At 70.1% G+C, this 22,871-nt stretch carries 22 protein-coding genes and 1 pseudogene; 14 read left to right on the forward strand and 9 right to left on the reverse strand.

Features of this window, described 5'->3' with window-relative positions; genetic code table 11:
* Positions 1–31: 31 nt before the first annotated feature.
* Together C6A87_RS10555 and C6A87_RS10560 are read right to left on the reverse strand one after the other, a co-directional pair.
* Positions 32–835: an acyl-CoA thioesterase domain-containing protein gene (locus tag C6A87_RS10555; protein ID WP_311117175.1), complete on the reverse strand. Its 804-nt coding sequence runs from the start codon at positions 833–835 to the stop codon at positions 32–34.
* A gap of 47 nt (positions 836–882) precedes the next feature.
* Entirely contained in the window at positions 883–1,581 is a 699-nt protein-coding gene (locus C6A87_RS10560; protein WP_311117176.1) for a DUF427 domain-containing protein, read from the reverse strand.
* Between the two features lie 187 nt (positions 1,582–1,768).
* On the opposite strand from C6A87_RS10560, the gene C6A87_RS10565 reads away from it, so the two are divergent.
* The 3 genes from C6A87_RS10565 (at position 1,769) to C6A87_RS10575 (ending at position 4,479) form a co-directional block, all read left to right on the forward strand.
* A complete protein-coding gene (locus C6A87_RS10565) occupies positions 1,769–3,199 on the forward strand; it encodes a wax ester/triacylglycerol synthase family O-acyltransferase (protein ID WP_311117177.1) in 1,431 nt (476 codons plus the stop codon).
* 162 nt (positions 3,200–3,361) lie between these two features.
* Entirely contained in the window at positions 3,362–3,946 is a 585-nt protein-coding gene (locus C6A87_RS10570; protein WP_311117178.1) for a hypothetical protein, read from the forward strand.
* Entirely contained in the window at positions 3,946–4,479 is a 534-nt protein-coding gene (locus tag C6A87_RS10575; RefSeq protein WP_311117179.1) for a hypothetical protein, read from the forward strand. The genes C6A87_RS10570 and C6A87_RS10575 overlap by 1 nt, the downstream gene beginning before the upstream one ends.
* A gap of 22 nt (positions 4,480–4,501) precedes the next feature.
* Here C6A87_RS10575 and C6A87_RS10580 read toward each other — a convergent pair whose 3' ends face one another.
* A complete protein-coding gene (locus C6A87_RS10580; RefSeq protein WP_311117180.1) occupies positions 4,502–4,756 on the reverse strand; it encodes a DUF2631 domain-containing protein in 255 nt (84 codons plus the stop codon).
* Positions 4,757–4,856: 100 nt separating this feature from the next.
* On the opposite strand from C6A87_RS10580, the gene C6A87_RS10585 reads away from it, so the two are divergent.
* The gene (locus C6A87_RS10585) at positions 4,857–5,693 is read left to right on the forward strand and encodes a mycofactocin-coupled SDR family oxidoreductase (protein ID WP_311117181.1); all 837 of its coding nucleotides are present in this window, start codon (positions 4,857–4,859) and stop codon (positions 5,691–5,693) included.
* Between the two features lie 26 nt (positions 5,694–5,719).
* Here C6A87_RS10585 and C6A87_RS10590 read toward each other — a convergent pair.
* The 3 genes and pseudogenes from C6A87_RS10590 to C6A87_RS10600 form a co-directional block, all read right to left on the reverse strand.
* Positions 5,720–7,062 (reverse strand): annotated as a pseudogene (locus C6A87_RS10590) (cryptochrome/photolyase family protein).
* Positions 7,063–7,218: 156 nt separating this feature from the next.
* Positions 7,219–7,803 carry a fasciclin domain-containing protein gene (locus tag C6A87_RS10595; protein ID WP_311117182.1) on the reverse strand — a complete coding sequence of 195 codons (585 nt, stop codon included), beginning with the start codon at positions 7,801–7,803 and terminating at the stop codon, positions 7,219–7,221.
* A 35-nt stretch (positions 7,804–7,838) separates the two neighbouring features.
* Positions 7,839–8,531, reverse strand: a complete 693-nt coding sequence (locus C6A87_RS10600) for a fasciclin domain-containing protein (RefSeq protein WP_311117183.1) — start codon at positions 8,529–8,531, stop codon at positions 7,839–7,841.
* A gap of 155 nt (positions 8,532–8,686) precedes the next feature.
* Between C6A87_RS10600 and dxr the strand changes: the two genes are divergently transcribed.
* From dxr to C6A87_RS10635, 7 genes are all read left to right on the forward strand, one after another.
* Complete coding sequence (gene dxr / locus C6A87_RS10605; RefSeq protein WP_311117184.1) at positions 8,687–9,868, forward strand: 1-deoxy-D-xylulose-5-phosphate reductoisomerase; 1,182 nt, start codon at positions 8,687–8,689, stop codon at positions 9,866–9,868.
* Between the two features lie 16 nt (positions 9,869–9,884).
* Positions 9,885–11,123 carry a M50 family metallopeptidase gene (locus tag C6A87_RS10610; protein ID WP_311117185.1) on the forward strand — a complete coding sequence of 413 codons (1,239 nt, stop codon included), beginning with the start codon at positions 9,885–9,887 and terminating at the stop codon, positions 11,121–11,123.
* Between the two features lie 11 nt (positions 11,124–11,134).
* Positions 11,135–12,313: a flavodoxin-dependent (E)-4-hydroxy-3-methylbut-2-enyl-diphosphate synthase gene (gene ispG / locus C6A87_RS10615; RefSeq protein WP_311117186.1), complete on the forward strand. Its 1,179-nt coding sequence runs from the start codon at positions 11,135–11,137 to the stop codon at positions 12,311–12,313.
* 56 nt (positions 12,314–12,369) lie between these two features.
* Positions 12,370–13,233 (forward strand): GNAT family N-acetyltransferase, encoded by an 864-nt coding sequence (locus C6A87_RS10620; RefSeq protein ID WP_311117187.1) that lies wholly within the window; start codon positions 12,370–12,372, stop codon positions 13,231–13,233.
* A 74-nt stretch (positions 13,234–13,307) separates the two neighbouring features.
* Positions 13,308–13,985: a GNAT family N-acetyltransferase gene (locus tag C6A87_RS10625; protein WP_396837085.1), complete on the forward strand. Its 678-nt coding sequence runs from the start codon at positions 13,308–13,310 to the stop codon at positions 13,983–13,985.
* 69 nt (positions 13,986–14,054) lie between these two features.
* Complete coding sequence (locus C6A87_RS10630; protein ID WP_311117188.1) at positions 14,055–15,869, forward strand: penicillin-binding transpeptidase domain-containing protein; 1,815 nt, start codon at positions 14,055–14,057, stop codon at positions 15,867–15,869.
* A gap of 27 nt (positions 15,870–15,896) precedes the next feature.
* A complete protein-coding gene (locus C6A87_RS10635; RefSeq protein WP_311117189.1) occupies positions 15,897–16,529 on the forward strand; it encodes a DUF1707 domain-containing protein in 633 nt (210 codons plus the stop codon).
* Positions 16,530–16,538: 9 nt separating this feature from the next.
* On the opposite strand, the gene C6A87_RS10640 is transcribed toward C6A87_RS10635, so the two are convergent.
* Positions 16,539–16,925 carry a PaaI family thioesterase gene (locus C6A87_RS10640; RefSeq protein ID WP_311117190.1) on the reverse strand — a complete coding sequence of 129 codons (387 nt, stop codon included), beginning with the start codon at positions 16,923–16,925 and terminating at the stop codon, positions 16,539–16,541.
* A gap of 23 nt (positions 16,926–16,948) precedes the next feature.
* Here C6A87_RS10640 and map point away from each other — a divergent pair, with 23 nt between their 5' ends.
* The 3 genes from map to C6A87_RS10655 all read left to right on the forward strand — a co-directional run bounded on the left by map (position 16,949) and on the right by C6A87_RS10655 (position 19,113).
* Entirely contained in the window at positions 16,949–17,806 is an 858-nt protein-coding gene (gene map, locus C6A87_RS10645; protein WP_311117191.1) for a type I methionyl aminopeptidase, read from the forward strand.
* A 21-nt stretch (positions 17,807–17,827) separates the two neighbouring features.
* Positions 17,828–18,487 carry a hypothetical protein gene (locus C6A87_RS10650; RefSeq protein WP_311117192.1) on the forward strand — a complete coding sequence of 220 codons (660 nt, stop codon included), beginning with the start codon at positions 17,828–17,830 and terminating at the stop codon, positions 18,485–18,487.
* A gap of 62 nt (positions 18,488–18,549) precedes the next feature.
* Positions 18,550–19,113, forward strand: coding sequence for an alpha/beta hydrolase (locus C6A87_RS10655; RefSeq protein ID WP_311117193.1), 564 nt, complete (start codon positions 18,550–18,552; stop codon positions 19,111–19,113).
* 4 nt (positions 19,114–19,117) lie between these two features.
* On the opposite strand, the gene ngg is transcribed toward C6A87_RS10655, so the two are convergent.
* Complete coding sequence (ngg, locus tag C6A87_RS10660; protein ID WP_311117194.1) at positions 19,118–20,890, reverse strand: N-acetylglutaminylglutamine synthetase; 1,773 nt, start codon at positions 20,888–20,890, stop codon at positions 19,118–19,120.
* Positions 20,887–22,692 (reverse strand): N-acetylglutaminylglutamine amidotransferase, encoded by a 1,806-nt coding sequence (locus C6A87_RS10665; RefSeq protein WP_311117195.1) that lies wholly within the window; start codon positions 22,690–22,692, stop codon positions 20,887–20,889. The genes ngg and C6A87_RS10665 overlap by 4 nt, the downstream gene beginning before the upstream one ends.
* Positions 22,693–22,871 lie beyond the last annotated feature (179 nt).

Here is a 22,871-nt window from a genome sequence, read left to right on the forward strand (position 1 = left end):
CAAGCCCGGATGGCGCCGAGCCGCTATTGAACTAACAGCGCCACAACGCCTCCTGCGTCGTGGTGGCGATCAACGTGCCGTCGGTGTCGTAGAGCGAACCGCGCACCAGCCCGCGGGAGTCGCCCACGTTGAGCTGATGCACCTCGTACCGGTGCCAGTGGTGCGGGGTGAACGCGCGGTGGAACCACACCGAATGATCCAGGCTGGCAGCAAAAGTCGAAGACCCGGGCTCCGGCTCGAGCGGGACGCCGGACGGCCGGGCCACCGGCACCGGCCCGAAGTCGGACAGGAACGTCAGCGTGCACGCGCGCAGCAGTGGGTCGTTCTCGATCTCGTCGCGGGTGCGGATCCAGAACGGGGGCACCGCGAAGACCGAGTCGTCCTCGGGCCGGGTGCGGATCTCGAAGCGGTCGGCGAACTCGATGTCGGGTTCTTTCGCGCACGCGTCGGGCAGCGCCACCGACGGCGCGGGGGAGGGGTGTTCCTCGGCGCCCGGCTCCGGCACATGGAAGGACGCGATCATCTCCAGGATCACCGCGCCCCGTTGGACGGCGGTGACGCGGCGAGTGTCGAAGGAGCGGCCGTCGCGGGTGCGCTCCACGTGCAGTTCCACCTCGTCGCCGTAGCGACCGCCGCGGACGAAGTACAGATGCAGCGACTGCGGCAGCTTGCCCGCCCCCACCGTGGCCCCGGCAGCGCCCAGTGCCTGCGCGGCGATCAGCCCGCCGAACAGCCGGGAGCCGGGCCCGGCGGCGGTCGGCCGGGTGACGAACACGTCGTCCCGGCGGTCGAAGCGCAGAAGGTCGGCGATCCAGCTCTGCTTGACACCTGTCACAAGAAGCCGACCCTATCGGGTGGCGAAGTAGCGCTTCCCGTCGGCGGCTACCGGGCGACGCCCGGCAGCTGTGCGCTCATCTCGACCTTGTCCGCGTCGAAGCTGAGCATGCCGGCGATCGGCAGGCTCTCCGGCGGTGGGTCGGTGTAGCTCCACGCCACGTCCTCGACCACCAGCTCACCGACCACCGCGTCACCAACGACGGCGTCCCAGTACGTCGCGTAACCCTTGTAGTTGCAGTAGGTGACCGTCTCGGAGCGCCGGAGCGCATCGGTGCGGACCAGCGCCGGGTCGACGTAGAGCCGCGGCGCCAACGCCGTCTCGAACACGATCACGGTGTTGGCGGTGTCGACCAGCACGGTCCCGGCGACGACGACCCGCAGCGCACGGGAGGTGGGGCGGCAGTCGACACGGTGGTACGGGTTGGGCGGGTAGTGCACCAGCCGGCGGCCCTCCTCCAGCCAGGCGTCGACGGCCGACCACGGCACCACCGCGAAACCGGGCAGCTCCGGAACCGGCGTGCTCGGCAGATCACCGATGTCCGTGGTCGTGAACGCGTAGCTCAGCGGCTCACCCCGCCGGTGCACCATCACCGCGTCCTCGGTGTCGAGCACGGTGCGCCCGTCGACGAGCGCCTGCACCCGCCGCGGATGCGGCTCGATGTAGACCAGGTCGCCGGACACCTCTGGGCTGAACCGGCCGGCCCGGTCCCGGCTGAGCGGGCCGCTGCCCGCCACCAGACTCATCGAAGCGCTCCGCCGACAACATGATCCGTCGCAGTCAACAGCTGGACCCCTCCGCTCGGACGTCGTGGGTGAGATTTTGGTGAGTGAGATTCTTCTAACAACAGACCACCCCGCAGCGGCAAAGTGACGAAGATCTACGAAACGGGTACCACCTTGCAACCGGGTGGACGACGAACGGGGTGGCCGCGTGAGACGACTCAATGGCGTGGACGCCATGATGCTCTACAGCGAGACCCCGGAAGTCCACATGCACACCCTCAAGATCGGTGTGCTGGACGTGTCCGCAGTCGAGGGCTTCGACTTCGAGTTCTTCCGGCGCGCCGCGTTGGCCAGGCTGCACGCGCTGGCCCCGCTGCGCTATCAGCTCGTCGACATCCCGCTGAAGTTCCACCACCCGATGTGGGTGCAGAACGCCGAGATCGACGTCGACTATCACGTGCGCAGGGCGCGGGTGCCGGCGCCGGGCGGTCGCCGCGAACTCGACCAGCTGATCGGCGAGATCGCGGGCACGCCCCTGGACCGACGGTATCCGCTGTGGGAAATGTATGTCGCAGAAGGGTTGGCGGACAACAAGATCGCAGTCATCCACAAGGTCCACCACGTGCTGGCCGACGGTGTCGCGTCGGCCAATCAGCTGGCGATGGCGATCCAACCGCGCGAACCGGGGATCGGCGGCCAGATGCCCGAGTCGCCCGCCGACTCGACCGCGCCGAGAAACCTGCTCAAGGCCGCGGCACGCGATCACGTGCGCCAGGTGCGACGGCTGCCCCGGCTGGTCAACGAGACCGCAACCGGAGTCTCGCGGGTGCGGAGGCAGGCCAGGGAGCGCGGGCGTCATCCGGACCTGGCGCGCAACTTCGCGCCGCCGCCGACCTTTTTCAACCACGTGGTCACACCGGGTCGGCGCTTCGCGACCGCGCCGCTGGCGCTCGCGGATGTCAAGGAGACGGCCCGGCATCTCGGGGTCACGCTGAACGACATCGTGCTGGCGACCGCGGCCGGTGCGCTGCGCGAACTGCAGTTGCGTTACGACGGGAAAGCCGACTCCCCGCTGATCGCGGGTGTCCCGGTCAGCTTCAACACCTCGCCGGAGCGGCTGTTCGGTAACGAATTCACTTATATGACACCGTCTTTGCCGGTCCATGTGGCGGATCCCATCGCTCGGGTACGGCTCACCGCGACGGCGACGGCCATCGCCAAGGACAATCACCAGCTGCTCGGGGCGATGCTGCTGCCGAACTGGCTGACCTATCTGCCGCCGGCCGCCACTCCGCACATCTTCCGGTCGCAGGCCCGTCGCCTGGAGTCCTCGATGGTGATGAACCTGACCGTCTCGAACGTGCCGGGTCCGAGGGAGCGCGGCGTGATGGACGGCGCCGTCGTCGACGAGATCTACTCGGTGGGCCCGATCGTTGCCGGCAGCGGCATCAACATCACAGTGTGGAGCTACGTCGATCAGCTCTCGATCTCGGTGCTGACCGACGACTCCACACTGAAGGACCCGCACGAGGCCACCGATGCGTTGCTCGCGTCGTTCGTGGAGATCCGGGCCGCCGCAGGGCTGTCGGAGATCCTGACACCTGTCGAGAAGACGATGCCGGTCGCGCCGGCGCTCTGAATCGTACCGAAGTCCGGAACCTGTTGTTCGGCGCACTCTTTCGCGGCGCGTCGACGATTTCCCGCGCGCACCGAGATCCGATCGATACTTTACAGATGCCATCATAAATGTCACGCTATCGAAGGCGCCACGCGATGCGCGCCGAAGATGTGGAGGCAGACGGTGAGAGCTCGGACGTTCGAGACAGGCAGCGTCGCGGGTCCATCCGGGAAGAGGTCCGGAGTCCGCATCGACGGCGAGACCGTGCACACCTACGACCTTCACGTGATCGCGGCCGACGTCGACGGGGTCGTCGCCGCGGCCGGCGGCTGGCTGTGTGACCGGGCGCGGGCCGGCTGGCAGGTCACGGTGGCGGTGCCGCCGGATCGCGACGTCCGGGCGCTGACGATCCTCGGCCTCGACGTCGACGCGCATCAGCCCGCCCTGACCGCACCGCCGGGCACGGCCGCGGTCGCGGTCGACGCCAGGGTGCTGCGCGACGACGAGCGCCTGCGCGAGCGCGTGCTGGACCTGGTCGACGCCGCGCGGGCCGAGGTCACCGTCTGGGGTGACCCGTCCCCGGTCGGATCGGACGGCCGGTTCGACAAGGTGGTGCACCGTCTCAGCGCGGCCGCGCGGGCCTTCAAGGCGCGGGCCCTGCAGACCACCGGACAGGTGGCGCCGGATCTCGCGGTCGAGAGCTTCGTCAGCGCCGCGCTCTGGTATCCGCCCGACGGCGCCGATCTGATGCCGCTGTCGGAGCGCTAGTGGCGTCGCGGCGCTTCCGTTCGGTCAGTGGCGCGGGCGCAGGCCCGGCCCGCCACGGCGTCGTGGTGCTGGCCTGCGGGGTCGCGCCGGTCGTGGCAGCGGTCGGCGGGTTCCTGTGCGACCGCGCACGCGGGGGATGGGACGTCAGGGTGCTGGTGTCCGGGCCGGTCGACACCCGGGCGCTGGCCATCCTCGGGGTGTCGGCGCACCCGGAGCCGGCGGACGTCGAGACGTTTCTGGACGGGATCGCGGCCGGCACGACCGTGGCGGTGCAGGACCGGATGCTCGACGCCGACGCGTCCATCCGTCACCGGTTGCGCCGGGTCGCAGCCCGGCCGGGCGTCACCGTCGCGGTGTGGGGAGAGGGCAGTCCCGCAGGGCCGGCCACGATCGCTCACCGTCCGTCCGCGGCCGCCGAAGCGTTCAAGACCCACGCACTGCGCGCGGCATCGGCCACCGATTCCGGCGGCGCGGGGGTCGAGGTGCTGCACCCGCTGCACGCCGGTGCGTACCGGCGCCTCTCCATCGTCTGAAGAGACCCCATCGTCTGAAGAGCTACTGGGTGTCGCGGTAGCGGTGGATGTACCAGCTGCGTGCCACGAACCCGAGCACCATGGCCGCGAAGCCGACCATGAACCAGTCCTCGACGCGGCCGGTGTGGTTGCCGTGGATCATCAGCAGCAGGAAGCCGGCGACCAGCAGGCCACCGATCTGGTAGAAGCGGTAGTTCTCCGTCGACCAGCCCCACTGGGCGGACGGCACGTCTTCGACGTCGACACCAGTGCGTCGTTCCACCTCGGTGCTTGCCACGGCTGCTCCTCATGGTCGGGCTGACAACTGACGCCAATTCTGGCACAGGCCTACTACGGACCGCCGTAGACCTCGGTGAAGGCCAGTAGGCTCCGCGGTCATGGCATCCCAGATCCTGCAGGACAAGGTCGTCTTCATCACCGGCGCGGCCCGCGGTCAGGGCCGTGCGCACGCCGTGCGGTTCGCCGAGGAGGGCGCCGACGTCATCGCCTACGACCTGTGCGACCAGCTCGACAGCGTCGCCTACCCGATGGCCACCCCCGAGGACCTCGACGAGACGGTGCGGCTGGTGGAGAAGACCGGCCGCCGGATCGTGGCCGAGCGCGGCGACGTGCGCGACCGCGACCGCCTCGCCGAAGTGGTGGACCGGGGCGTCGCGGAGTTCGGTCGCCTCGACTTCGTGCTGGCCAACGCCGGCATTCTGCCCGCCGCGGGCGCGCCCGGCCGCGACATCACCGCGTTCACCGACGCGATCTCGGTGATGCTCAACGGCGTGTACTTCACCATCGAGGCCGCGCTCCCGGCGCTGCTGCGCAACCCCGACGGCGGCGCGATCGTGATCACCAGCTCGGCCGCCGGGTTCACCTCGGTCAGCACCGGGTTCGACACCATGAGCCACGGCGCGGCCGGCTACACCGCCGCCAAGCACGGCGTCGTCGGCGTGATGCGGCACTTCGCCCGCTCGCTGGCCGAGAAGAACATCCGGGTCAACTCGGTGCATCCCGGCGGCGTCGCGACCCCGATGGTGCTCAACGAGGCGCTGGCCGAGTGGGCCGGCGAGCACCCGTCGTTCAGCGCCGCGCAGCAGCCGCTGCTGCAGCTGCCGATGATGGAACCCCACGACGTCAGCGACCTGATGGTCTACCTGTGCGGGCCGTCGGGCCGCTACATGACCGGCGCCGCGATCCCGCTCGACGCGGGCCAGACCTCGAAGTAGTCAGCCGAGCGCGCCGTACCGGCGCTTCAGCTGATGGCGCCGTAGCGGCGCAGCGCCTCGGCCCGTTCCTGCCCGTGGTCCACGAGCGGCTGCGGGTAATCCTCGGGACGGTCGGCGCCGAGATTGTGCACGTCGGCCACGCCGGCCAGTTCCGGCACCCAGCGCCGCACGTAGTCCCCGGACGGGTCGAACTTCTTGCCCTGGGTGCCGGGGTTGAACACCCGGAAGTACGGGGCGGCGTCGGTGCCGCTGCCCGCGGCCCACTGCCAGCCGTGCTGGTTGTTGGCCATGTCGCCGTCGACGAGCTGCTCGAGGAACCAGCGCGCCCCCCACTGCCACGGCAGGTGCAGGTCCTTGACCAGGAACGACGCGGCGATCATCCGGACCCGGTTGTGCATGAAGCCGACCTCGGCCAGTTGCCGCATCCCGGCGTCGACGATCGCGAAACCGGTCCTGCCGCGCTTCCACGCCTCGAAGGTCCGTTCGGCGTCGCCGTCGTCGTCGACCTCGATCGCGTCGAAGCTCCTGTTCCAGTTCCACCAGGTGCTGTCGGGCCATTCGCGCACCACCGAAGCATAGAAATCCCGGAACGCCAGCTCCCGCAGATAGGCCTGCGCGCCTCGGCCGCTGCCCAGGTCGGCGGCCAGGGTGCGCGGGTGGATGGCGCCGAACTTCAGATGGGCCGACATCCGGCTGGTGGCGGCGAGATCGGGGCGGTTGCGGTCCTCGGCGTAGTCGTCCAGTCCGTCGGCGACGAAGCTCCGCCACGCCTGCAGCGCAGCCGTCTCCCCGGCGGGCAGCTCCAGTGCGACGCCGGGATCGGGGATCTCGACGGCATGGCGGCCCGCGACGTCGGCGGGGTCGATCCAGCGCGCCGTCGCCGCACCGGACTCCGCCGGGGCTCGCCAGCCGTGCCTGCGCCAGGCGTCGAAGAACGGGGTGAACACCCTGTACGGGGTGCCGTCGGCCTTGGTCACCCGGCCGGGGGAGACCAGGTAGGGCGACCCGGTGGCCACCAACTCGACGTCGCCGAGCGCGTCGCGGACCTGCTCGTCGCGCCGCCGGCCGAACGGGGTGAAGTCGTCGGACACGTGTACCGAGGACGCCCCGACCGCCTCGGCCAGCGCGGGGAGCCGCGGCGGGGATCGCCCTCGGTCACCAGCAGGCGCCCGTCCAGGCTCTGCTGCACGTCGCGCAGTGCGTCGTAGAGGTACTGCAGCCGCCGCGGTCCCGACGAGGCCCGTAGCCGCGGGTCCAGCACGTAGCAGGCGAGCACCTCGGTTCCGGCGCCGTCCGTGTCGGCGGCGGCCCGCAGTGCGGGCAGATCGGTGAGCCGCAGATCGCGGCGCAACCACAGCACGGCGGTCATGGCGTTGATGCTGCCCGCTGTCACCGGCGGGGAAACCGGTGCGGGCAAAGGTGACGGAACGGTCATCCGGAAGCGTTCCCGCCCCGCTGACGCGAGGGTCCCCCGCACCGGCCGGGGGGACCGTGCGCGGGGGACCCTCTTCTGTGGTGCCGCCGGCTACGCTGGCGGCGGCATCAGCACGGTGTCGATCAGGTACACCGTGGCGTTGGCGGTCTGCACGCCGCCGCACACCACCGAGGCATTGTTGACCTTGAGGCTGTCGGCCATGCCGGACACCGTGAGCGGCGCCCCCTCGACGGTGACGTGCTCGCCGACGACCTGGTCGGGCGCGGCCTGACCGGGCACGACGTGGTAGGTGAGGATGCTGGTCAGCAACGCGGAGTCGGTCTTGAGGGTCTCCAGCGTGGCCGGGTCGATCTTGGCGAACGCGGCATTGGTGGGCGCGAACACGGTGAACTCGCCGCCGTCGAGGGTGTCGACGAGATTGACGTTCGGATTGAGCCGGCCCGAGATGGCCTGCGACAGCGTGGTGAGCATCGGGTTGTCGGCCGCGGCGGTCGACACCGGCGAACTGGCCATGCCCTGCACCGATCCCGGACCGTCCGGCACCTGCTGCACGTAGGCCGCGCAGCCCGGTCCGACGGGCGCGGCCGCGGCGGTTCCCGCGGCGCCCAGTGACAGTCCGACGGCGGCGCTCATCGCGAAGCCCGCTCCGGCAAGAGTTTTCATGCTGATGTTCATGGTCGTGAGATTCCTTCCAGTGGTCGATCGGTGATTCAGTTGGCGGGGGGCGGCATCAGAACGGTGTCGATCATGTAGACGGTGGCGTTGGCGGTCTTGACGCCACCGCACACCAGCCCGGCGTCGTTGACCTTCAGGTCGTCGCCGGCACCGATGACCGTCAGCGGCGCGCCCTGCACCGTGGAGTGCTCGCCTGCGACCTGATCGGGCGCGGCCTGGCCGGGCACGACGTGGTAGGTGAGGATGCTGGTCAGCAACGCGGAGTCGGTCTTGAGGGTCTCCAGCGTGGCCGGGTCGATCTTCGCGAACGCGTCGTCGGTCGGCGCGAACACGGTGAACTCGCCGCCGTCGAGGGTGTCGACCAGATTGACCTGCGGGTTGAGCTGGCCGGAGAGCGCCTGGGTCAGCGTCTTGAGCATCGGGTTGTTCGACGCCGCCACGGTCACCGGTTCGGCTGCCATGCCGGCCACCGAGCCGGGGCCCTCGGGGACCTGCTCGGCGTATGCCGCGCAACCGGAGCCGATGAGGTTGGCCGCGGGATCGGCCGCAGGGGCCATCGACGACGACGTGGTCATCTCGTCGGTCGCCGATGCCATGGCCGACGAGGCGGTGCTGCTGGCCGACGAGGCTGTGCTCCCACCGTCCTCACTCGAACACGCGGCCGCACCGAGGATGGCCACCGCGGCGATTCCCGCCACTGCGGCTGACTTCCGGCGAGTTGTCATCATTTCCTGAATCCCTTCGTGGACGGACACCGTTGCCCGCACTGAATTGGCACACGGGTGATTCCCAGCTGCGGCGCGGTTGGATTGGTCCGGACGGGCCGGCGTCACAGTCGCGTCACACTTGGAGATTCCCGACCGGCGGGCGGCACAATGGGTCGGTGAGCGAAACCGGGGCGCGTCGGCGCGTACTGATTCTGGGCAGCACGGGGTCCATCGGCACCCAGGCGCTCGAGGTCATCGCGGCCAACCCGGACCGCTTCGAGGTCGTCGGACTGGCCGCAGGCGGCGGCAACACCGCGCTGCTGGACCGGCAGCGCGCCGAGACCGGCGTGTCGCGCGTCGCCGTCGCCGACGAGGCCGCCGCCGCGACGCTGGGCGGGGTCACCCACGCCGGGCCGGATGCGGCCACCCGGTTGATCGAGGACGTCGCGGCGACGACCGGTGTCGACGTCGTGCTCAACGCGCTCGTCGGCGCGCTCGGCCTGCAGCCGACACTGGCGGCGCTGGCCACCGGCGCGCGGCTGGCGCTGGCGAACAAGGAATCCCTGGTGGCCGGTGGGCCGCTGGTGCAGAAGGCGGCCGCGCCCGGCCAGATCGTGCCCGTGGACTCCGAGCATTCCGCGCTGGCCCAGTGCCTGCGCGGCGGCAGCGGAGACGAGGTGGCCAAGCTGGTGCTCACCGCCTCGGGCGGCCCGTTCCGCGGCTGGACCGCCGAGCGCCTCGAGGACGTCACCCCGGAGCAGGCCGCGGCGCACCCGACCTGGTCGATGGGGCCGATGAACACGCTGAACTCGGCGTCGCTGGTCAACAAGGGCCTTGAGCTGATCGAGACGCACCTGCTGTTCGGTGTCGACTACGACCGCATCGAGGTGGTGGTGCACCCGCAGTCGATCGTGCACTCGATGGTCACGTTCACCGACGGATCCACCCTCGCCCAGGCCAGCCCGCCGGACATGAAGTTGCCGATCGCGCTGGCGCTGAACTGGCCCGCGCGCGTCGCGAGCGCCGCCGCGGCGTGCGATTTCACCACCGCCTCGCGCTGGGATTTCGAACCGCTCGACGACGAGGTGTTCCCGGCTGTGGCCCTGGCCCGGGAGGCCGGCCGGGGCGGCGGTTGCCTGACCGCGGTGTACAACGCGGCCAACGAGGAGGCGGCTGCGGCGTTCCTCGCCGGCCGGATCCGCTTCCCGGCGATCGTGCGCACTGTGGCCGACGTCCTGCGCGCTGCCGACCAGTGGGCGGCCGAACCAGCTACCGTGGATGACGTACTCGACGCGCAGGACTGGGCCCGTGACCGGGCCAGGCGCGCCGTCGAGCGGGAACCCGCAGGTAGCAGATGATAGGACTCACCCCCGGATGATGTACGTGCTCGGCGTGACGCTGTTCGCGATCGCCATTCTGGTGTCTGTCGCGCTGCACGAATGCGGCCACATGTGGGTGGCGCGCGCCACAGGCATGAAGGTGCGCCGCTACTTCGTCGGCTTCGGGCCGACCCTGTGGTCCACCCGCAGGCCCAACAAGCTCGGCGAGACCGAGTACGGCGTCAAGGCCGTGCCGCTCGGCGGGTTCTGCGACATCGCGGGCATGACCGCGGTCGAGGAACTCGACCCCGAGGACCGGCCGTACGCGATGTACCGGCAGAAGACCTGGAAGCGGGTGGCCGTGCTGTTCGCCGGGCCTGCGATGAACTTCGTCATCGGCCTCGTGCTGATCTACGCGATCGCGGTCATCTGGGGTCTGCCCAACATCAAGGCGCCGACCACCGCGGTGGTCGGGGAGACCTCGTGCATCAAGTCCGAGGTCAGCCAGGGCGAGCTGGGGGACTGCATCGCCAACAGCCCGGCGGCCGCGGCAGGCATCCAGGGCGGCGACGTGATCACCAAGGTCGGTGACACCGAGGTGCCCACGTTCGACGCCCTCGTCGACGCCGTGCGTCAGCAGAACGGCCCCACCACGCTGACCGTCCAGCGCGACGAGAACGGCCGGACGCGGGAGTTCACCACCACCGTCGACGTCACCCCGAGCCAGCGCTACGTCGCCGGCGAGGACGGCGGTCCCGCCGTTCCGGTGGACGTCGGCAGCATCGGCGTGACCGCCGCGCAGTTCGGGCCGACGCAGTACAACGCGCTGACCGCGGTGCCCGGCACGGTGGTGTTCACCAAGGACCTCGCGGTGGAACTCGGCAAGGCGATCGTGAAGATCCCGACCAAGGTCGGCGCACTCGTCGAATCGATCACCGGCGGGGAACGCGATCCCGAGACGCCGATCAGCGTGGTCGGTGCGTCCCGGATCGGCGGGGAGACCGTCGAACACGGCATCTGGGTGGCGTTCTGGTTCTTTCTGGCACAGCTGAACTTCGTGCTCGGCGCGGTGAACCTGATCCCGCTGCTGCCCCTCGACGGCGGACACATCGCGATCGCCCTGTACGAGCGCGTGCGCAACAAGATCCGCGAGCTGCGCGGCAAGGTCGCCGCGGCGCCCGTCAACTATCTGAAGCTGATGCCCCTCACCTACGTGGTGATCATCGCGATGTTGGGTTTCACGCTGCTCACCGTGACCGCTGACGTGGTCAATCCGATCACGTTGTTCCAGTAGGAGATTCAGTCATGACCTCAATCGGCCTGGGGATGCCCGCGCCGCCTGCGCCGGTGTTGGCTCCCCGTCGCAGGACCCGCCAGCTGATGGTGCGCGACGTCGGCGTCGGCAGCGACCATCCGATCTCGGTGCAGTCGATGTGCACCACCAAGACCCACGACATCAACGCCACGCTGCAGCAGATCGCCGAGCTGACCGCGTCCGGCTGCGACATCGTCCGGGTGGCCTGCCCCCGGCAGGAGGACGCCGACGCGCTGTCGGTGATCGCGAAGAAGTCGAAGATCCCGGTGATCGCCGACATCCACTTCCAGCCCAAGTACATCTTCGCCGCGATCGACGCCGGATGTGCTGCGGTGCGGGTGAACCCGGGCAACATCAAGGAGTTCGACGGCCGGGTGGCCGAGGTCGCCAAGGCCGCCGGTGATGCCGGCATCCCGATCCGCATCGGGGTCAACGCCGGATCGCTGGATCCGCGACTGTTGAAGAAGTACGGCAAGGCCACGCCGGAGGCGCTCGTCGAGTCCGCGCTGTGGGAGGCGTCGCTGTTCGAGGAGCACGGCTTCGGCAACATCAAGATCAGCGTCAAGCACAACGATCCCGTGGTGATGGTCGCGGCCTACGAGCAGCTCGCCGCGCAGTGCGACTACCCGCTGCACCTCGGCGTCACCGAGGCCGGCCCGGCGTTCCAGGGCACCATCAAGTCCGCGGTGGCCTTCGGTGCGCTGCTGTCCAAGGGCATCGGCGACACCATCCGGGTGTCGCTGTCCGCGCCGCCGGCCGAAGAGGTCAAGGTCGGCAACCAGATCCTGGAGTCGCTGAACCTGCGCCCGCGCGGGCTGGAGATCGTGTCGTGCCCGTCGTGCGGCCGTGCCCAGGTGGACGTCTACACGTTGGCCAACGAGGTGACCGCCGGGCTGGAGGGCATGGACGTGCCGCTGCGGGTGGCGGTGATGGGCTGTGTCGTCAACGGACCCGGCGAGGCCCGCGAAGCCGACCTGGGGGTGGCCTCCGGAAACGGCAAGGGGCAGATCTTCGTCAAGGGTGAGGTCATCAAGACCGTCCCGGAGGCGCAGATCGTGGAGACCCTCATCGAGGAGGCGCTGCGGCTGGCCGAGGAGATGGGTCGGCAGGCGGGCGACGCACAGGGCGCAGAAGGTGCCTCCGGTTCGCCTGTTGTGACCGTAAGCTGATAGACGGCCCCACGGGGTGGGGCCGGGTGGTCAGGGTCAGTTCAGAAAGAGTCCAGATGTCGGCTCCTCCGCTTTTTCGCCTCGTTGACGAGCGAAGGGTGTCGGTGGTGCGCGACATCCGTGACATGGTCGCCGTCCGCGAGGTTCTCGACGACGATCCCGTGGCCTCCTGCATGGTCGCCGCCCGGGTCGCCGAGCACGGCATCGACCCGTCCAACATCGGCGGCGAACTGTGGACGCGCAGGCGGGCCAACGAGTCGCTGTGCTTCGCCGGGGCCAACCTGATCCCGCTGCGAGGGGCGCCCAACGACCTGAATGCGTTCGCGGACAAGGCGATGAGCAGTGCCCGCCGGTGCTCGTCGCTGGTCGGCCGCGCCGAGTTGGTGCTGCCGATGTGGCAGCGCCTCGAACCGGTGTGGGGCCCGGCCCGCGACGTGCGGGCCCATCAGCCGTTGCTGGCGCTGCAGACCGCCCCGGCGTGCCCCGTCGACCCGGCCGTGCGCCCGGTGCGGATGGAGGAGCTCGACGCCTACCTCGTCGCCGCGATCGATATGTTCATCGGCGAGGTCGGCATCGACCCCCGCGTCGGCGACGGCGGGCGGGGCTACCGCCGGCGGGTCGCCGGCCTGATCGCCGCGGGCCGGGCGTGGGCCCGGTTCGACCGCGGCGAGGTGGTGTTCAAGGCCGAGGTCGGCTCGCAGTCCCCGGCGGTCGGGCAGATCCAGGGCGTGTGGGTGCATCCGGACCAGCGCGGCCGGGGCATCGGCACCGCAGGCACCGCCGCGGTAGCGGCCGCGGTGGTGGGCAGCGGCCGCATCGCGAGCCTGTACGTCAACAGCTTCAACACCGTCGCCCGCGCGACGTATGCGCGCATCGGCTTCACCGAGATCGCGTCGTTCGCGACGGTGCTGCTCGACTGACCGGGCCGGACCCTTACGCTGCACGCATGACCGAGCCCGACGTGACGACGAACCGCACCGCGGCGAGCCGCGAGATGGCGACCGCGGCGAGCCGCGAGATGGCGACCGCGGCGAGCCGCGACATTGCCGCTGCGCTGGTCCACGCTCTGGAACGTCGGCACGAGGTGCTCGACACGGTCGTCGCCTCCGAGGACTACGACGCGGCCATCGAAGCGCTGGCCGATCTGCTCGACACCTCGCACGAAGCCGCCGAAGCCGTGCTGCGGCTGTCCTTCGACCGGCTCACCAAGGTCTCGCGGCGCCGCATCGCCGCCGAACTGCAGAACCTCACCAGCCGGGAGCAGGACTACACCCCGCCGGAGCAGCTGCCGGGGTCCGCGCGCAGGCTGATGCTGCGGCCTTTCAGCCCCGACCGGGATCGCGACATCTTCGCCGCCCGGACAGGGGACATGCGTTCGGCCGGTGACGGAACCGACGCGCCTGCAGGCGATCTCAGTGAGGAGATCGCCGCCGCGGTGGCCCGGGTGGCCGCCGAGGAGGCCGCGTGGCTGGTGGCCGAGGTCGGTTCGGCGAAGGTCGGCATGGTGTTCGGTGACCTGGTCGACGGTGAGGTCGGTGTGCGCATCTGGATCCACCCCGCGCACCGCAAGCAGGGTTACGGGACCGCGGCGTTACGGGCGTCCCGGTCCGAGATGGCCGCGTACTTCCCGGCGGTGCCGCTGGTGGTCAGGGCGCCGGCGGCAGGCGGCTGACCTTTCTCCTCGAAGGCGCGCGGTGCGCCTGCACCGAAATCGGATCGTTACTTCTTAACATCTGACTCAATGGCAACACTGTTCACACACGCAACACGGATGACGGGGTTGGCGACGGCGGCCGCGCTGGTGCTGACGCTCGGCGCGTGCACCCCGCGGCCCAACGGCCCCGAACCCACCGCCGAGAAGTTCTTCGCAGCGCTGGCCACCGGCGACACCAACGCCGCGGCGCAGCTGGCCGACCGGCCGGAGGCGGCGCGGGCAGCACTCAACGAGGCCTGGGCGGGACTGCAGGCCACCGGGCTGGACGCACAGATCCTGAGCTCGAAGTACGCCGAGGACACCGGCAGCGTGACCTACCGCTACACCTGGCACCTGCCCAAGAACCGGACGTGGACCTACGACGGACAGCTGAACCTGGTGCGCGATGAGGGCCGGTGGGAGGTGCGGTGGGGTGCCACCGGACTGCATCCCAGGCTGGGGGAGAACCAGAGCTTCGCGCTGCGCGCCGACGCCCCGCCGCGAGCCTCGGTGCACGAGCGCACCGGAACCAACGTGCTGGTGCCCGGCTACCGGTACCACTTCGCACTCGACGCCAAGGCCGCCGGCGCCGACCTGATGCCCACCGCGCACACGATCGTCGGCGCGCTGCACCGGTTCGACAACACCCTCGACGCGCAGCGGCTGGCCGAGCTGGCCAGTTCCAAGAAGGGCCCGCTGGGTCTGGTCACGCTGAACCAGGCCGACCACGACGCGGTCGCAGGCGCACTCGCCGCGGTGCCCGGCGTGGTGATCACCCCGCAGCCCGAAATGGTGCCGACCGACCCGACTTTCGCGCCCGCGGTGGTCAACGAGATCAAGAAGACGGTGGCCGAGGACCTCGACGGTGATCCCGGCTGGCGGGTGGTCACGGTCAACCAGAACGGCGTCGACGTCGACGTCCTCAACGAAGTGCCGGGTCAGCCGGCGCCGTCGGTGAGCATCACCCTCGACCGTGCCGTGCAGACCGCCGCGCAGAACGCGGTCGGCTTCACCGACAAGCAGGCGATGATCGTCGTGATGAAGCCGTCCACCGGCGAGATCCTCGCGGTGGCCCAGAACTCGGCGGCCGACCGGGAGGGCCCGCTGGCCACCATGGGTCTGTTCCCGCCCGGATCGACGTTCAAGATCATCACCGCGGGCGCGGCCATCGAACGCCAGATGGCAACGCCGAACACACTTCTGGGGTGTCCGGGCACCATGGACATCGGCCACCGCACCGTACCCAACTACGGCGGCTTCGACCTCGGCACCGTGCCGATGTCGCGGGCCTTCGCCAGTTCGTGCAACACCACGTTCGCCGAACTTGCCAGCAGGATGCCGCCGCGCGGACTGACCCAGGCCGCCTCGCAGTACGGCATCGGGCCCGACTACGACATCCCCGGGCTGAGCACCGTCAGCGGATCGGTGCCGCCGACGGTCAACCTGACCGAGCGCACCGAGGACGGCTTCGGCCAGGGCAAGGTGCTGGCCAGCCCGTTCGGCATGGCCCTGGCCGCGGCCACCGTCGCGGCCGGGCACACCCCCGTGCCGCGGCTGATCGAGGGCCGTGACACCCAGATCACCGGCGACCAGCAGCAGATCCCCCCGGCGGTGGTCGACGGGCTGCGCCCGATGATGCGCCTGGTGGTCACCAACGGCACCGCCAAGGACCTGCAGGGCGCGGGCGACGTGCGCGGCAAGACCGGGGAGGCCGAGTTCGCGGGCGGCTCGCACTCGTGGTTCACCGGCTACCGCGGCGACATGGCGTTCTCGGCGCTGATCGTCGGCGGCGGCAGCTCGGAGTACGCCGTGCGGATGGTCAAGGGCATGCTCGACTCCCTGCCGCCGGACTACCTGGCCTGACGCCGCGGCGGTACCGTGGACACCGCCATGACGGACATCAACCACGGTCGAGCCCGCCGCGCCGACGACGGGGGACCGCACGGCCCCGACGCGGTCGAGATGCGCATCTCCGACGCCGACCGCAACGGCACGCTGCGCCGGCTGCACAACGCGGTCGCGCTCGGGCTCATCGACATCCAGGAGTTCGAGGAGCGCTCGGCGGCGGTGTCGCGGGCGCGGTTGCGCTCCGAACTCGACTCGCTGGTCGGGGATCTGCCCGGGCCCGGCGCGATCGTGACGTCGGCGGCCGACCGGGTGGAGCTGCGCGGCGTCCTCGGCTCACTCAAGCGTCAGGGGGAGTGGGTGGTGCCGTCGCGGCTGGCGCTGCACCGACGGATGGGTTCGGTCGACCTGGACCTGACCCGGGCCCGCTTCGCCGGCCCGATCGTGGTGATCGAGCTGGACATGAAGTTCGGCGGCCTGGACCTGCGGTTGCCCGACGGGGCCAGCGCGTCCATCGACGACGTCGAGGTCAACGTCGGCAGCGCCCACGACCACCGCAGGGACGCCCCGGCCGAGGGCAATCCGCACGTGATCCTCACCGGCAAGGTGGTGTGCGGGTCGGTAGACATCCGCGGTCCGCGTAAGTCGTGGCGCATGGGGCCACTGCGGAGCATCTGATCAGGCCCGCTAGCGCGGGTCGAGCACGGCGAAGCTCACCGTGGCGCGCGCGGCCAGCCGGTCGCGGGCCATATCGGTGACGTCCACCGCGATCACCGACAGGCGTCGTCCCGCCCGCACCACGGTCGCCTCGGCGCGCGCCGGCCCCTCGAGCACCGGCGCGAGATAGTGGATGGTCATGTCCGCGGTGGTCACGTCCTGGCCGGGCCCGACGTGCCGATCGGCCAGCCGGCCCGCCGCGATGTCGATCAGCGTCGCGACCAGACCGCCCTGCAGCGCGCCGCGCCGGTTCACCAGATCGGGACGGTTGTCCAGTTCGATGACCATGCGTTCGTCGGAGTCCACCACGTCACGGAAGTCCATCTGGGCGAACAAGTGGCCCGGGGTGACCTGCATGGCGGAACGCTAGCATTGACGCTATGTCAGTACGGACCGCCCTCCGGCCCGGCACGGTCTCGCCGATGCTGCCGGTGCCCAAGTCGATCGCGCGCCCCGAGTACGTCGGCAAGCCCACCGCGCGCGAGGGCAGCGAGCCGTGGGTGCAGACCCCGGAAGTGATCGAGAAGATGCGGGTGGCCGGGCGGATCGCCGCCGGTGCGCTCGCCGAGGCGGGCAAGGCCGTCGCCCCCGGCGTGACGACCGACGCGCTCGACCGGATCGCCCACGAGTACATGATCGATCACGGCGCCTACCCGTCGACGCTGGGCTACAGGGGATTTCCGAAATCCTGCTGCACATCGCTGAACGAGATCATCTGCCACGGCATCCCCGACTCGACCGTGATCGAGGACGGCGACATCGTCAACATCGACGTCACCGCCTACATCGACGGCGTGCACGGCGACACCAACGCCACGTTCCTGGCCGGCGACGTCAGCGAGGAGCACCGGCTGCTCGTCGAACGCACCCACGAGGCGACCATGCGCGCCATCAAGGCCGTCAAGCCTGGCCGGGCTTTGTCCATCGTCGGGCGGGTCATCGAGTCGTATGCAAACCGGTTCGGCTACAACGTGGTTCGCGACTTCACCGGGCACGGCATCGGCACCACGTTCCACAACGGGCTGGTGGTGCTGCACTATGACCAGCCTGCCGTGGAGACCGTGCTCGAACCCGGGATGACGTTCACGATCGAGCCGATGATCAACCTCGGCAGCCTGGACTACGAGATCTGGGACGACGACTGGACCGTGGCCACCAAGGACAAGAAGTGGACCGCGCAGTTCGAACACACGCTGGTGGTCACCGATTCGGGCGCCGAGATCCTCACCCAGCTCTGAGGTTCTCGGTAGCCTGACCAGATGAGCAGGCGCGGGTGGGTCGCGGTGCTGCTTGCAGGCTGTCTGCTCGCCGGGTGCGGGCATGCGGTCACCGGTACCGCCACGTGGCCGGGCACCCGGCTGGAGCGCGTCGTGCTCGCCGAGGCCGACTTCCCGCCCGGTGTGCGCTACCAGCGCACCGTCAATCAGCCCGGCGAGGGCAACGTCGAACGTCCGACGCCGATGCTGTCCCGGCCGGAAGGCTGTGCCGACGCGCTGACCCGCGACATCGCGGTGACCGCGGAATGGGGACCGGGCAGCGCCGCCGAGTACGTCGTCGCCTACGACGGCGCCCGGATGGTGATCACCCTGCTGACGTGGCAGCTGGATCTGGAGCAGCTGGCCGAGACCGCGCAACGGTGCGCCGAATACGAGACGTTCTTCGAGCCGAGCGACCCGGGCATCCCGGTGACGACCACACGGCTGCCGGCGCCACGCAGCGACGCGCTGCTCTACCGGCAGACGATGCGGCTGCGCGGCGAGGACGCCAGCGTGTACTTCGCGTTCGAGAACGTCGGCGACATGGCCGTGTTCGGGATCGCGTTCCCGACTACCGACGAGTCGATATCGGTCAAAGGCACGCTGCCGCAGACCTTTCTGGAGGTCACCGGCAGGCAGGCCGAACGCGCGCAATCGGATTGACGCCGCAGCCGACCGGACGCAAACAGCCCCGGCGACGCGGCAGTGCACTGTAGCGTGGCGCAATGCCTTCCCCCATGGTCACTGTCGACGGCTTCGGCGTGCTCGTCGAGGTCGCAGGCCCGGAGAAGGGCTCGGCCGTGGTGCTGCTCGGCGCGGCCCAGCAATCACCGGCCGCGTACGAGGGCATCTGCCAGCGCCTGCACACCGCTTCACTGAAAACCGTGGTGATCGGCCCCGATCCGCGGCTGACCGCCAAGGGCGTCGTCGGCATCCTGGATGCGCTCGACGTCCGCTGGGCGCTGCTCGTGGGGGACAGGGCCGGCGGCGAGCTGGCGTGGGAGCTGGCCGCCACCCGACTGGACCGGTTCATCGGTCTGGTGGTGATCGACCGGGGGCACCCGAAGGTGGCCGATCTCAGCGGTGCGGTCCGCGACGAGCACTGCCCGCCGGTGGAACTCAACACCACCGCACTGGTCAGCACCAGCGCCGCGCGCGCAGTCGCCAAGGCCAGCCAGCGTTACGTGTACGGCGAATACCGCATCGTCGACCTGCTGGGCCGGCGCAACGCCGCCGACTCGACCGCCCAGCTGGCCGCCGAGATCGTGATGCGCACCAGCACCTGGTAGGCCGTCACGCTTCGGGGGAGGGCACCTCGTCCGGGGTCCAGGCCTGAGGCAGGCCGGGCTGGCCCGGGAACAGGAAATCGACGAACGCCGCCGCGGTCGGCTGCGGCTCGTGATTGGCCAGCCCCGGCCGCTCGTTCGCCTCGATGAACACGTACTCCGGCTGGGTCACATCGGGCACGAGCAGGTCGATGCCGGTGACCGGGACGCCGATCGCCTCGGCGGCCGCGACGCCGACACGGCACAGCTCGGGGTGCACGATCGCGGTGACGTCGTGAATGGTGCCGCCCTGGTGCAGGTTCGCCGTCCGGCGGACCCGGAGGCGCTCGCCCTCGGGCAGCACGTCGTCGAACGAGTAGCCGGCCTCGCGGACCGTCGTCTCGGTCACCACGTCCATCGGGATGAGCGACTCGCCACCGGTGGCGGCCGCGCGCCGCCGGCTCTGCGTCTCGATCAACTCGCCGATCGTGTGCTGACCGGTCCCGGTGATCTCGGCCGGCATCCGCAGCGCGGCGGCCACCACCTTGCCGTCGATCACCACCAGACGCAGGTCGTCGCCGTCGGCCCGCTGTTCGATCAGCACCTCGGGGTGCTGCTCGCGAGCGCGGGCCAGTGCGGCGTCGAGTTCGGCGGGGCCGTCCACCCCGACGGTGATGCCCTTGCCCTGCTCGCCGCGGGTGGGTTTGACCACGACGTCACCGACCTCGGCCAGGAACTCGTGGTCGGCCTCGTCGAAGGTGGCCAGCCGGCCCTTCGGTACCGTGATGCCCGCTTCCGAGACGATGCGCCGGGTCAGGCGTTTGTCGTCGCAGCGGGCCATCGCGACCGCGGAGGTGTACTCGGACAACGACTCCCGCGTCACCACGCTGCGGCCGCCGTGGGACAGCCGCATCTCGCCGGACTCGGCGTCGAGCACCTCGACCCAAATGCCGCGCCGCAGGGCCTCGTCGGCGATGATCCGCGCGTACGGGTTGAGATCCTCGACGGTCTCCGGCGCATGGGTGTAGAGCGGCTCGTTGATCGCGTTCTTGCGTTTGACCGCCATCACCGGCACCCGGTGGAAACCGAGCTTCTCGTACAGTGCGATCGCGGCGTTGTTGTCGTGGGTGACCGACAGGTCCATGTACGCGCGGCCACGGTCCCGGTAGAGCTCGGCCAGACTGCGGGTCAGCGCGGCGCCGACACCGGGCAGCGCGGCGGCCGGGTCGACCGCCAGGGTCCACAGGCTCGACCCGTGCTCGGGATCGGCGAACAGCTCGCGGTGGTCGACGCCGGTGACGGTGCCCAGCACGGAGCCGTCGTCGCCGACCGCGACCAGGTAGTCGACCGCGGGCTGACCCTGGTGGTTCTCCCAGATGACGTCGGTCGGTGCGGGCACCATGCCGCAGCGCACATAGACCCGGTTCATCTCGTCGGCGTCCTCGCGGCCCTGCAGGCTCCGGACGTGGAATCCGTTGGGCGCCTTGGCGGCGGTCTCGGTCTCGGCGAACCGGAGCCGGTAGGTGTGGCTCGGGTCGATGAACAGCTCGGCGGGCGCCCGGGACACCAGGACGTGGGGTTCGCGCGCATAGATGCAGATGTCGCGCCGGCCCTGGCCCTCCTGGCGCAGTACGTCGGCCAGGTGTTCGGGGTCGGCGAAGGTCTGCCCGAAGATCAGTCGGCCCCAACCGAGTTCGAGGACGACGTCGTCGGCCATGGTGTCGAGCAGGCGAGGCGTGGCCGCCTCGTGCAGCGCGAGGGTGATGCCTTCGGTGTTGTCCGCGGAGGGGTCTGCCGTCATGCGGCCGGCCCGTTGATGCCGTGCCGCTGCAGCCACAGTTCGAGCAGCGCGATCTGCCACAGCTCGTTGCCGCGCAGCGGGGTCAGCCTGCCGTTGGGATCGGCCAGCAGCCGCTCCACCGCCTGCGGCCGGAACAGACCGCGCTCCTTGGCCGCCGGGTCGTAGAGCGCGTCGCGCACCATGTCCAGGTACGGGCCCTCCAGATGGGTCAGCGCCGGCACCGGGAAGTAGCCCTTCGGGCGGTCGATCACTTCGGACGGGATGACCTGGCGGGCGGCCTGTTTGAGCACGCCCTTGCCCTCGTGCGCGGTCTTGTACTGCGGCGGGCAGGTGGCTGCCAGCTCGACGAGATCGTGGTCGAGGAACGGCACGCGGCCCTCCAGCCCCCACGCCATCGTCATGTTGTCGACGCGTTTGACCGGGTCGTCGACGAGCATCACCGTGGTGTCCAGGCGCAGCGCGCGGTCCACGCCGGTCTGCGCGCCCGGGCGGGCGAAGTGCTCGGTGACGAACAGCTCGCTGGGATCGTCGGCGGTCAGGTAGGCAGGGGAGACGATGTCGGCGTAACCGGCCTGGTCGCGGTCGAAGAACGCGGCCCGGTAACTGGCCACCGAACCCTCGACCGACGCCGCGCCGGGCGCGCCCATCGGCGGGTACCAGTGATAGCCGGCGAACACCTCGTCGGCGCCCTGACCGGACTGCACCACCTTGACGTGCTTGGCGACCTCCTGGCTGAGCAGATAGAACGCCACGCAGTCGTGGCTGACCATCGGCTCGCTCATCGCGGCGATCGCGCCGTCGAGGGCGGGCAGCATCCGCGCGGTGTCGATGCGGATCTGGTGGTGGTCGGTGCCGAAACGCTCGGCGATGATGTCGGAGTACTTGAACTCGTCGCCCTTGACCCCGTTGACCGACTCGAAACCGATCGAGAACGTCTTCAGCCCGTGCTGGCCGGCCTCGGCGAGCAGGCCGACGATCAGGCTGGAGTCCACCCCGCCGGACAGCAGACAGCCCACCGGCACGTCGGCCACCAGGCGGCGCTTGACCGCGACCCGCAGCGACTCCAGCACTGCGTCTTCCCAGTCCTTCTCGGACCAGTCGGCGCGGTCCTCGCGGCGGGTGAAGTCGGGCTCCCAGTAGGTGGTGGTGACGACCCGGCCGTCCGGCTCGATCGCCATCAGCGAGGCCGGGGGCAGCTTCTCGATGCCGCGCAGGATCGTGCGCGGCGCGGGTACCACGGAGTGGAACGTCATGTAGTGGTGCAGCGCGACCGGATCGATGCGGGTGTCGACCTCTCCGCCGGCCAGCAGGGCGGGCAGCGAGGACGCGAACCGGATCCGGTCGGTGCCGCGGTTCAGGTAGAGCGGCTTGATGCCCAGCCGGTCACGGCCCAGCAGCACGCGGCCGCTGTCGCGTTCGACGATGGCGAACGCGAACATGCCCTTGAGGTGGTCGACGAAGCGGTCACCCCAGTGGTGGTAGGCCTTGAGCAGCACCTCGGTGTCGCTGTGGGAGAAGAAGCGGTAGCCCTGGCCGGCCAGTTCGTCGCGCAGCTGCTCGTAGTTGTAGATGCAGCCGTTCCACGCCACGGTGAGGCCGAGCTCGGAGTCGACCATCGGCTGGGCGCCGGCCTCGGTGAGGTCGATGATCCTCAGCCGCCGATGGCCGAGGGCGACCCGGCCCTGCGACCACGCACCTGCGGCATCCGGCCCGCGCGGGACCAGGACTTCGGCCATCGCCGCGACAGCGCTGATATTCGGGGTTGTTCCGTCGAGGCGCACCTCGCCGGTGGCTCCACACACGTTGTCGACCCTACTCTGTGACGGCTCTGCGATCAGTTGATCAACGGGCCGCCGGATGCCGGGCCCGGCGGCGCGGTCGTGATTACCCGTGCGTCAATCTGCCAAACCCGGGTGGACCGATCAAGATCGAGACGCTCGTCACAGCGGGATCGTTTATTGGTCTGGTGCCCTACCTTTAG

This window comes from Mycobacterium sp. ITM-2016-00317 (genome assembly GCF_002968295.1).
GTDB lineage: Bacteria > Actinomycetota > Actinomycetes > Mycobacteriales > Mycobacteriaceae > Mycobacterium.

Excerpts from the sequence above, each read along its gene's own strand:
- C6A87_RS10560 (WP_311117176.1), bottom strand. The coding sequence starts at position 1,581 with ATGAGTCTGGTGGCGGGCAGCGGCCCGCTCAGCCGGGACCGGGCCGGC.
- C6A87_RS10585 (WP_311117181.1), top strand. The coding sequence starts at position 4,857 with ATGGCATCCCAGATCCTGCAGGACAAGGTCGTCTTCATCACCGGCGCG.
- C6A87_RS10595 (WP_311117182.1), bottom strand. The coding sequence starts at position 7,803 with ATGAACATCAGCATGAAAACTCTTGCCGGAGCGGGCTTCGCGATGAGC.
- C6A87_RS10600 (WP_311117183.1), bottom strand. The coding sequence starts at position 8,531 with ATGATGACAACTCGCCGGAAGTCAGCCGCAGTGGCGGGAATCGCCGCG.
- C6A87_RS10610 (WP_311117185.1), top strand. The coding sequence starts at position 9,885 with ATGATGTACGTGCTCGGCGTGACGCTGTTCGCGATCGCCATTCTGGTG.
- ispG (WP_311117186.1), top strand. The coding sequence starts at position 11,135 with ATGACCTCAATCGGCCTGGGGATGCCCGCGCCGCCTGCGCCGGTGTTG.
- C6A87_RS10620 (WP_311117187.1), top strand. The coding sequence starts at position 12,370 with ATGTCGGCTCCTCCGCTTTTTCGCCTCGTTGACGAGCGAAGGGTGTCG.
- C6A87_RS10625 (WP_396837085.1), top strand. The coding sequence starts at position 13,308 with ATGGCGACCGCGGCGAGCCGCGAGATGGCGACCGCGGCGAGCCGCGAC.
- C6A87_RS10630 (WP_311117188.1), top strand. The coding sequence starts at position 14,055 with ATGGCAACACTGTTCACACACGCAACACGGATGACGGGGTTGGCGACG.
- C6A87_RS10635 (WP_311117189.1), top strand. The coding sequence starts at position 15,897 with ATGACGGACATCAACCACGGTCGAGCCCGCCGCGCCGACGACGGGGGA.
- C6A87_RS10640 (WP_311117190.1), bottom strand. The coding sequence starts at position 16,925 with ATGCAGGTCACCCCGGGCCACTTGTTCGCCCAGATGGACTTCCGTGAC.
- map (WP_311117191.1), top strand. The coding sequence starts at position 16,949 with ATGTCAGTACGGACCGCCCTCCGGCCCGGCACGGTCTCGCCGATGCTG.
- C6A87_RS10650 (WP_311117192.1), top strand. The coding sequence starts at position 17,828 with ATGAGCAGGCGCGGGTGGGTCGCGGTGCTGCTTGCAGGCTGTCTGCTC.
- C6A87_RS10655 (WP_311117193.1), top strand. The coding sequence starts at position 18,550 with ATGCCTTCCCCCATGGTCACTGTCGACGGCTTCGGCGTGCTCGTCGAG.
- ngg (WP_311117194.1), bottom strand. The coding sequence starts at position 20,890 with ATGACGGCAGACCCCTCCGCGGACAACACCGAAGGCATCACCCTCGCG.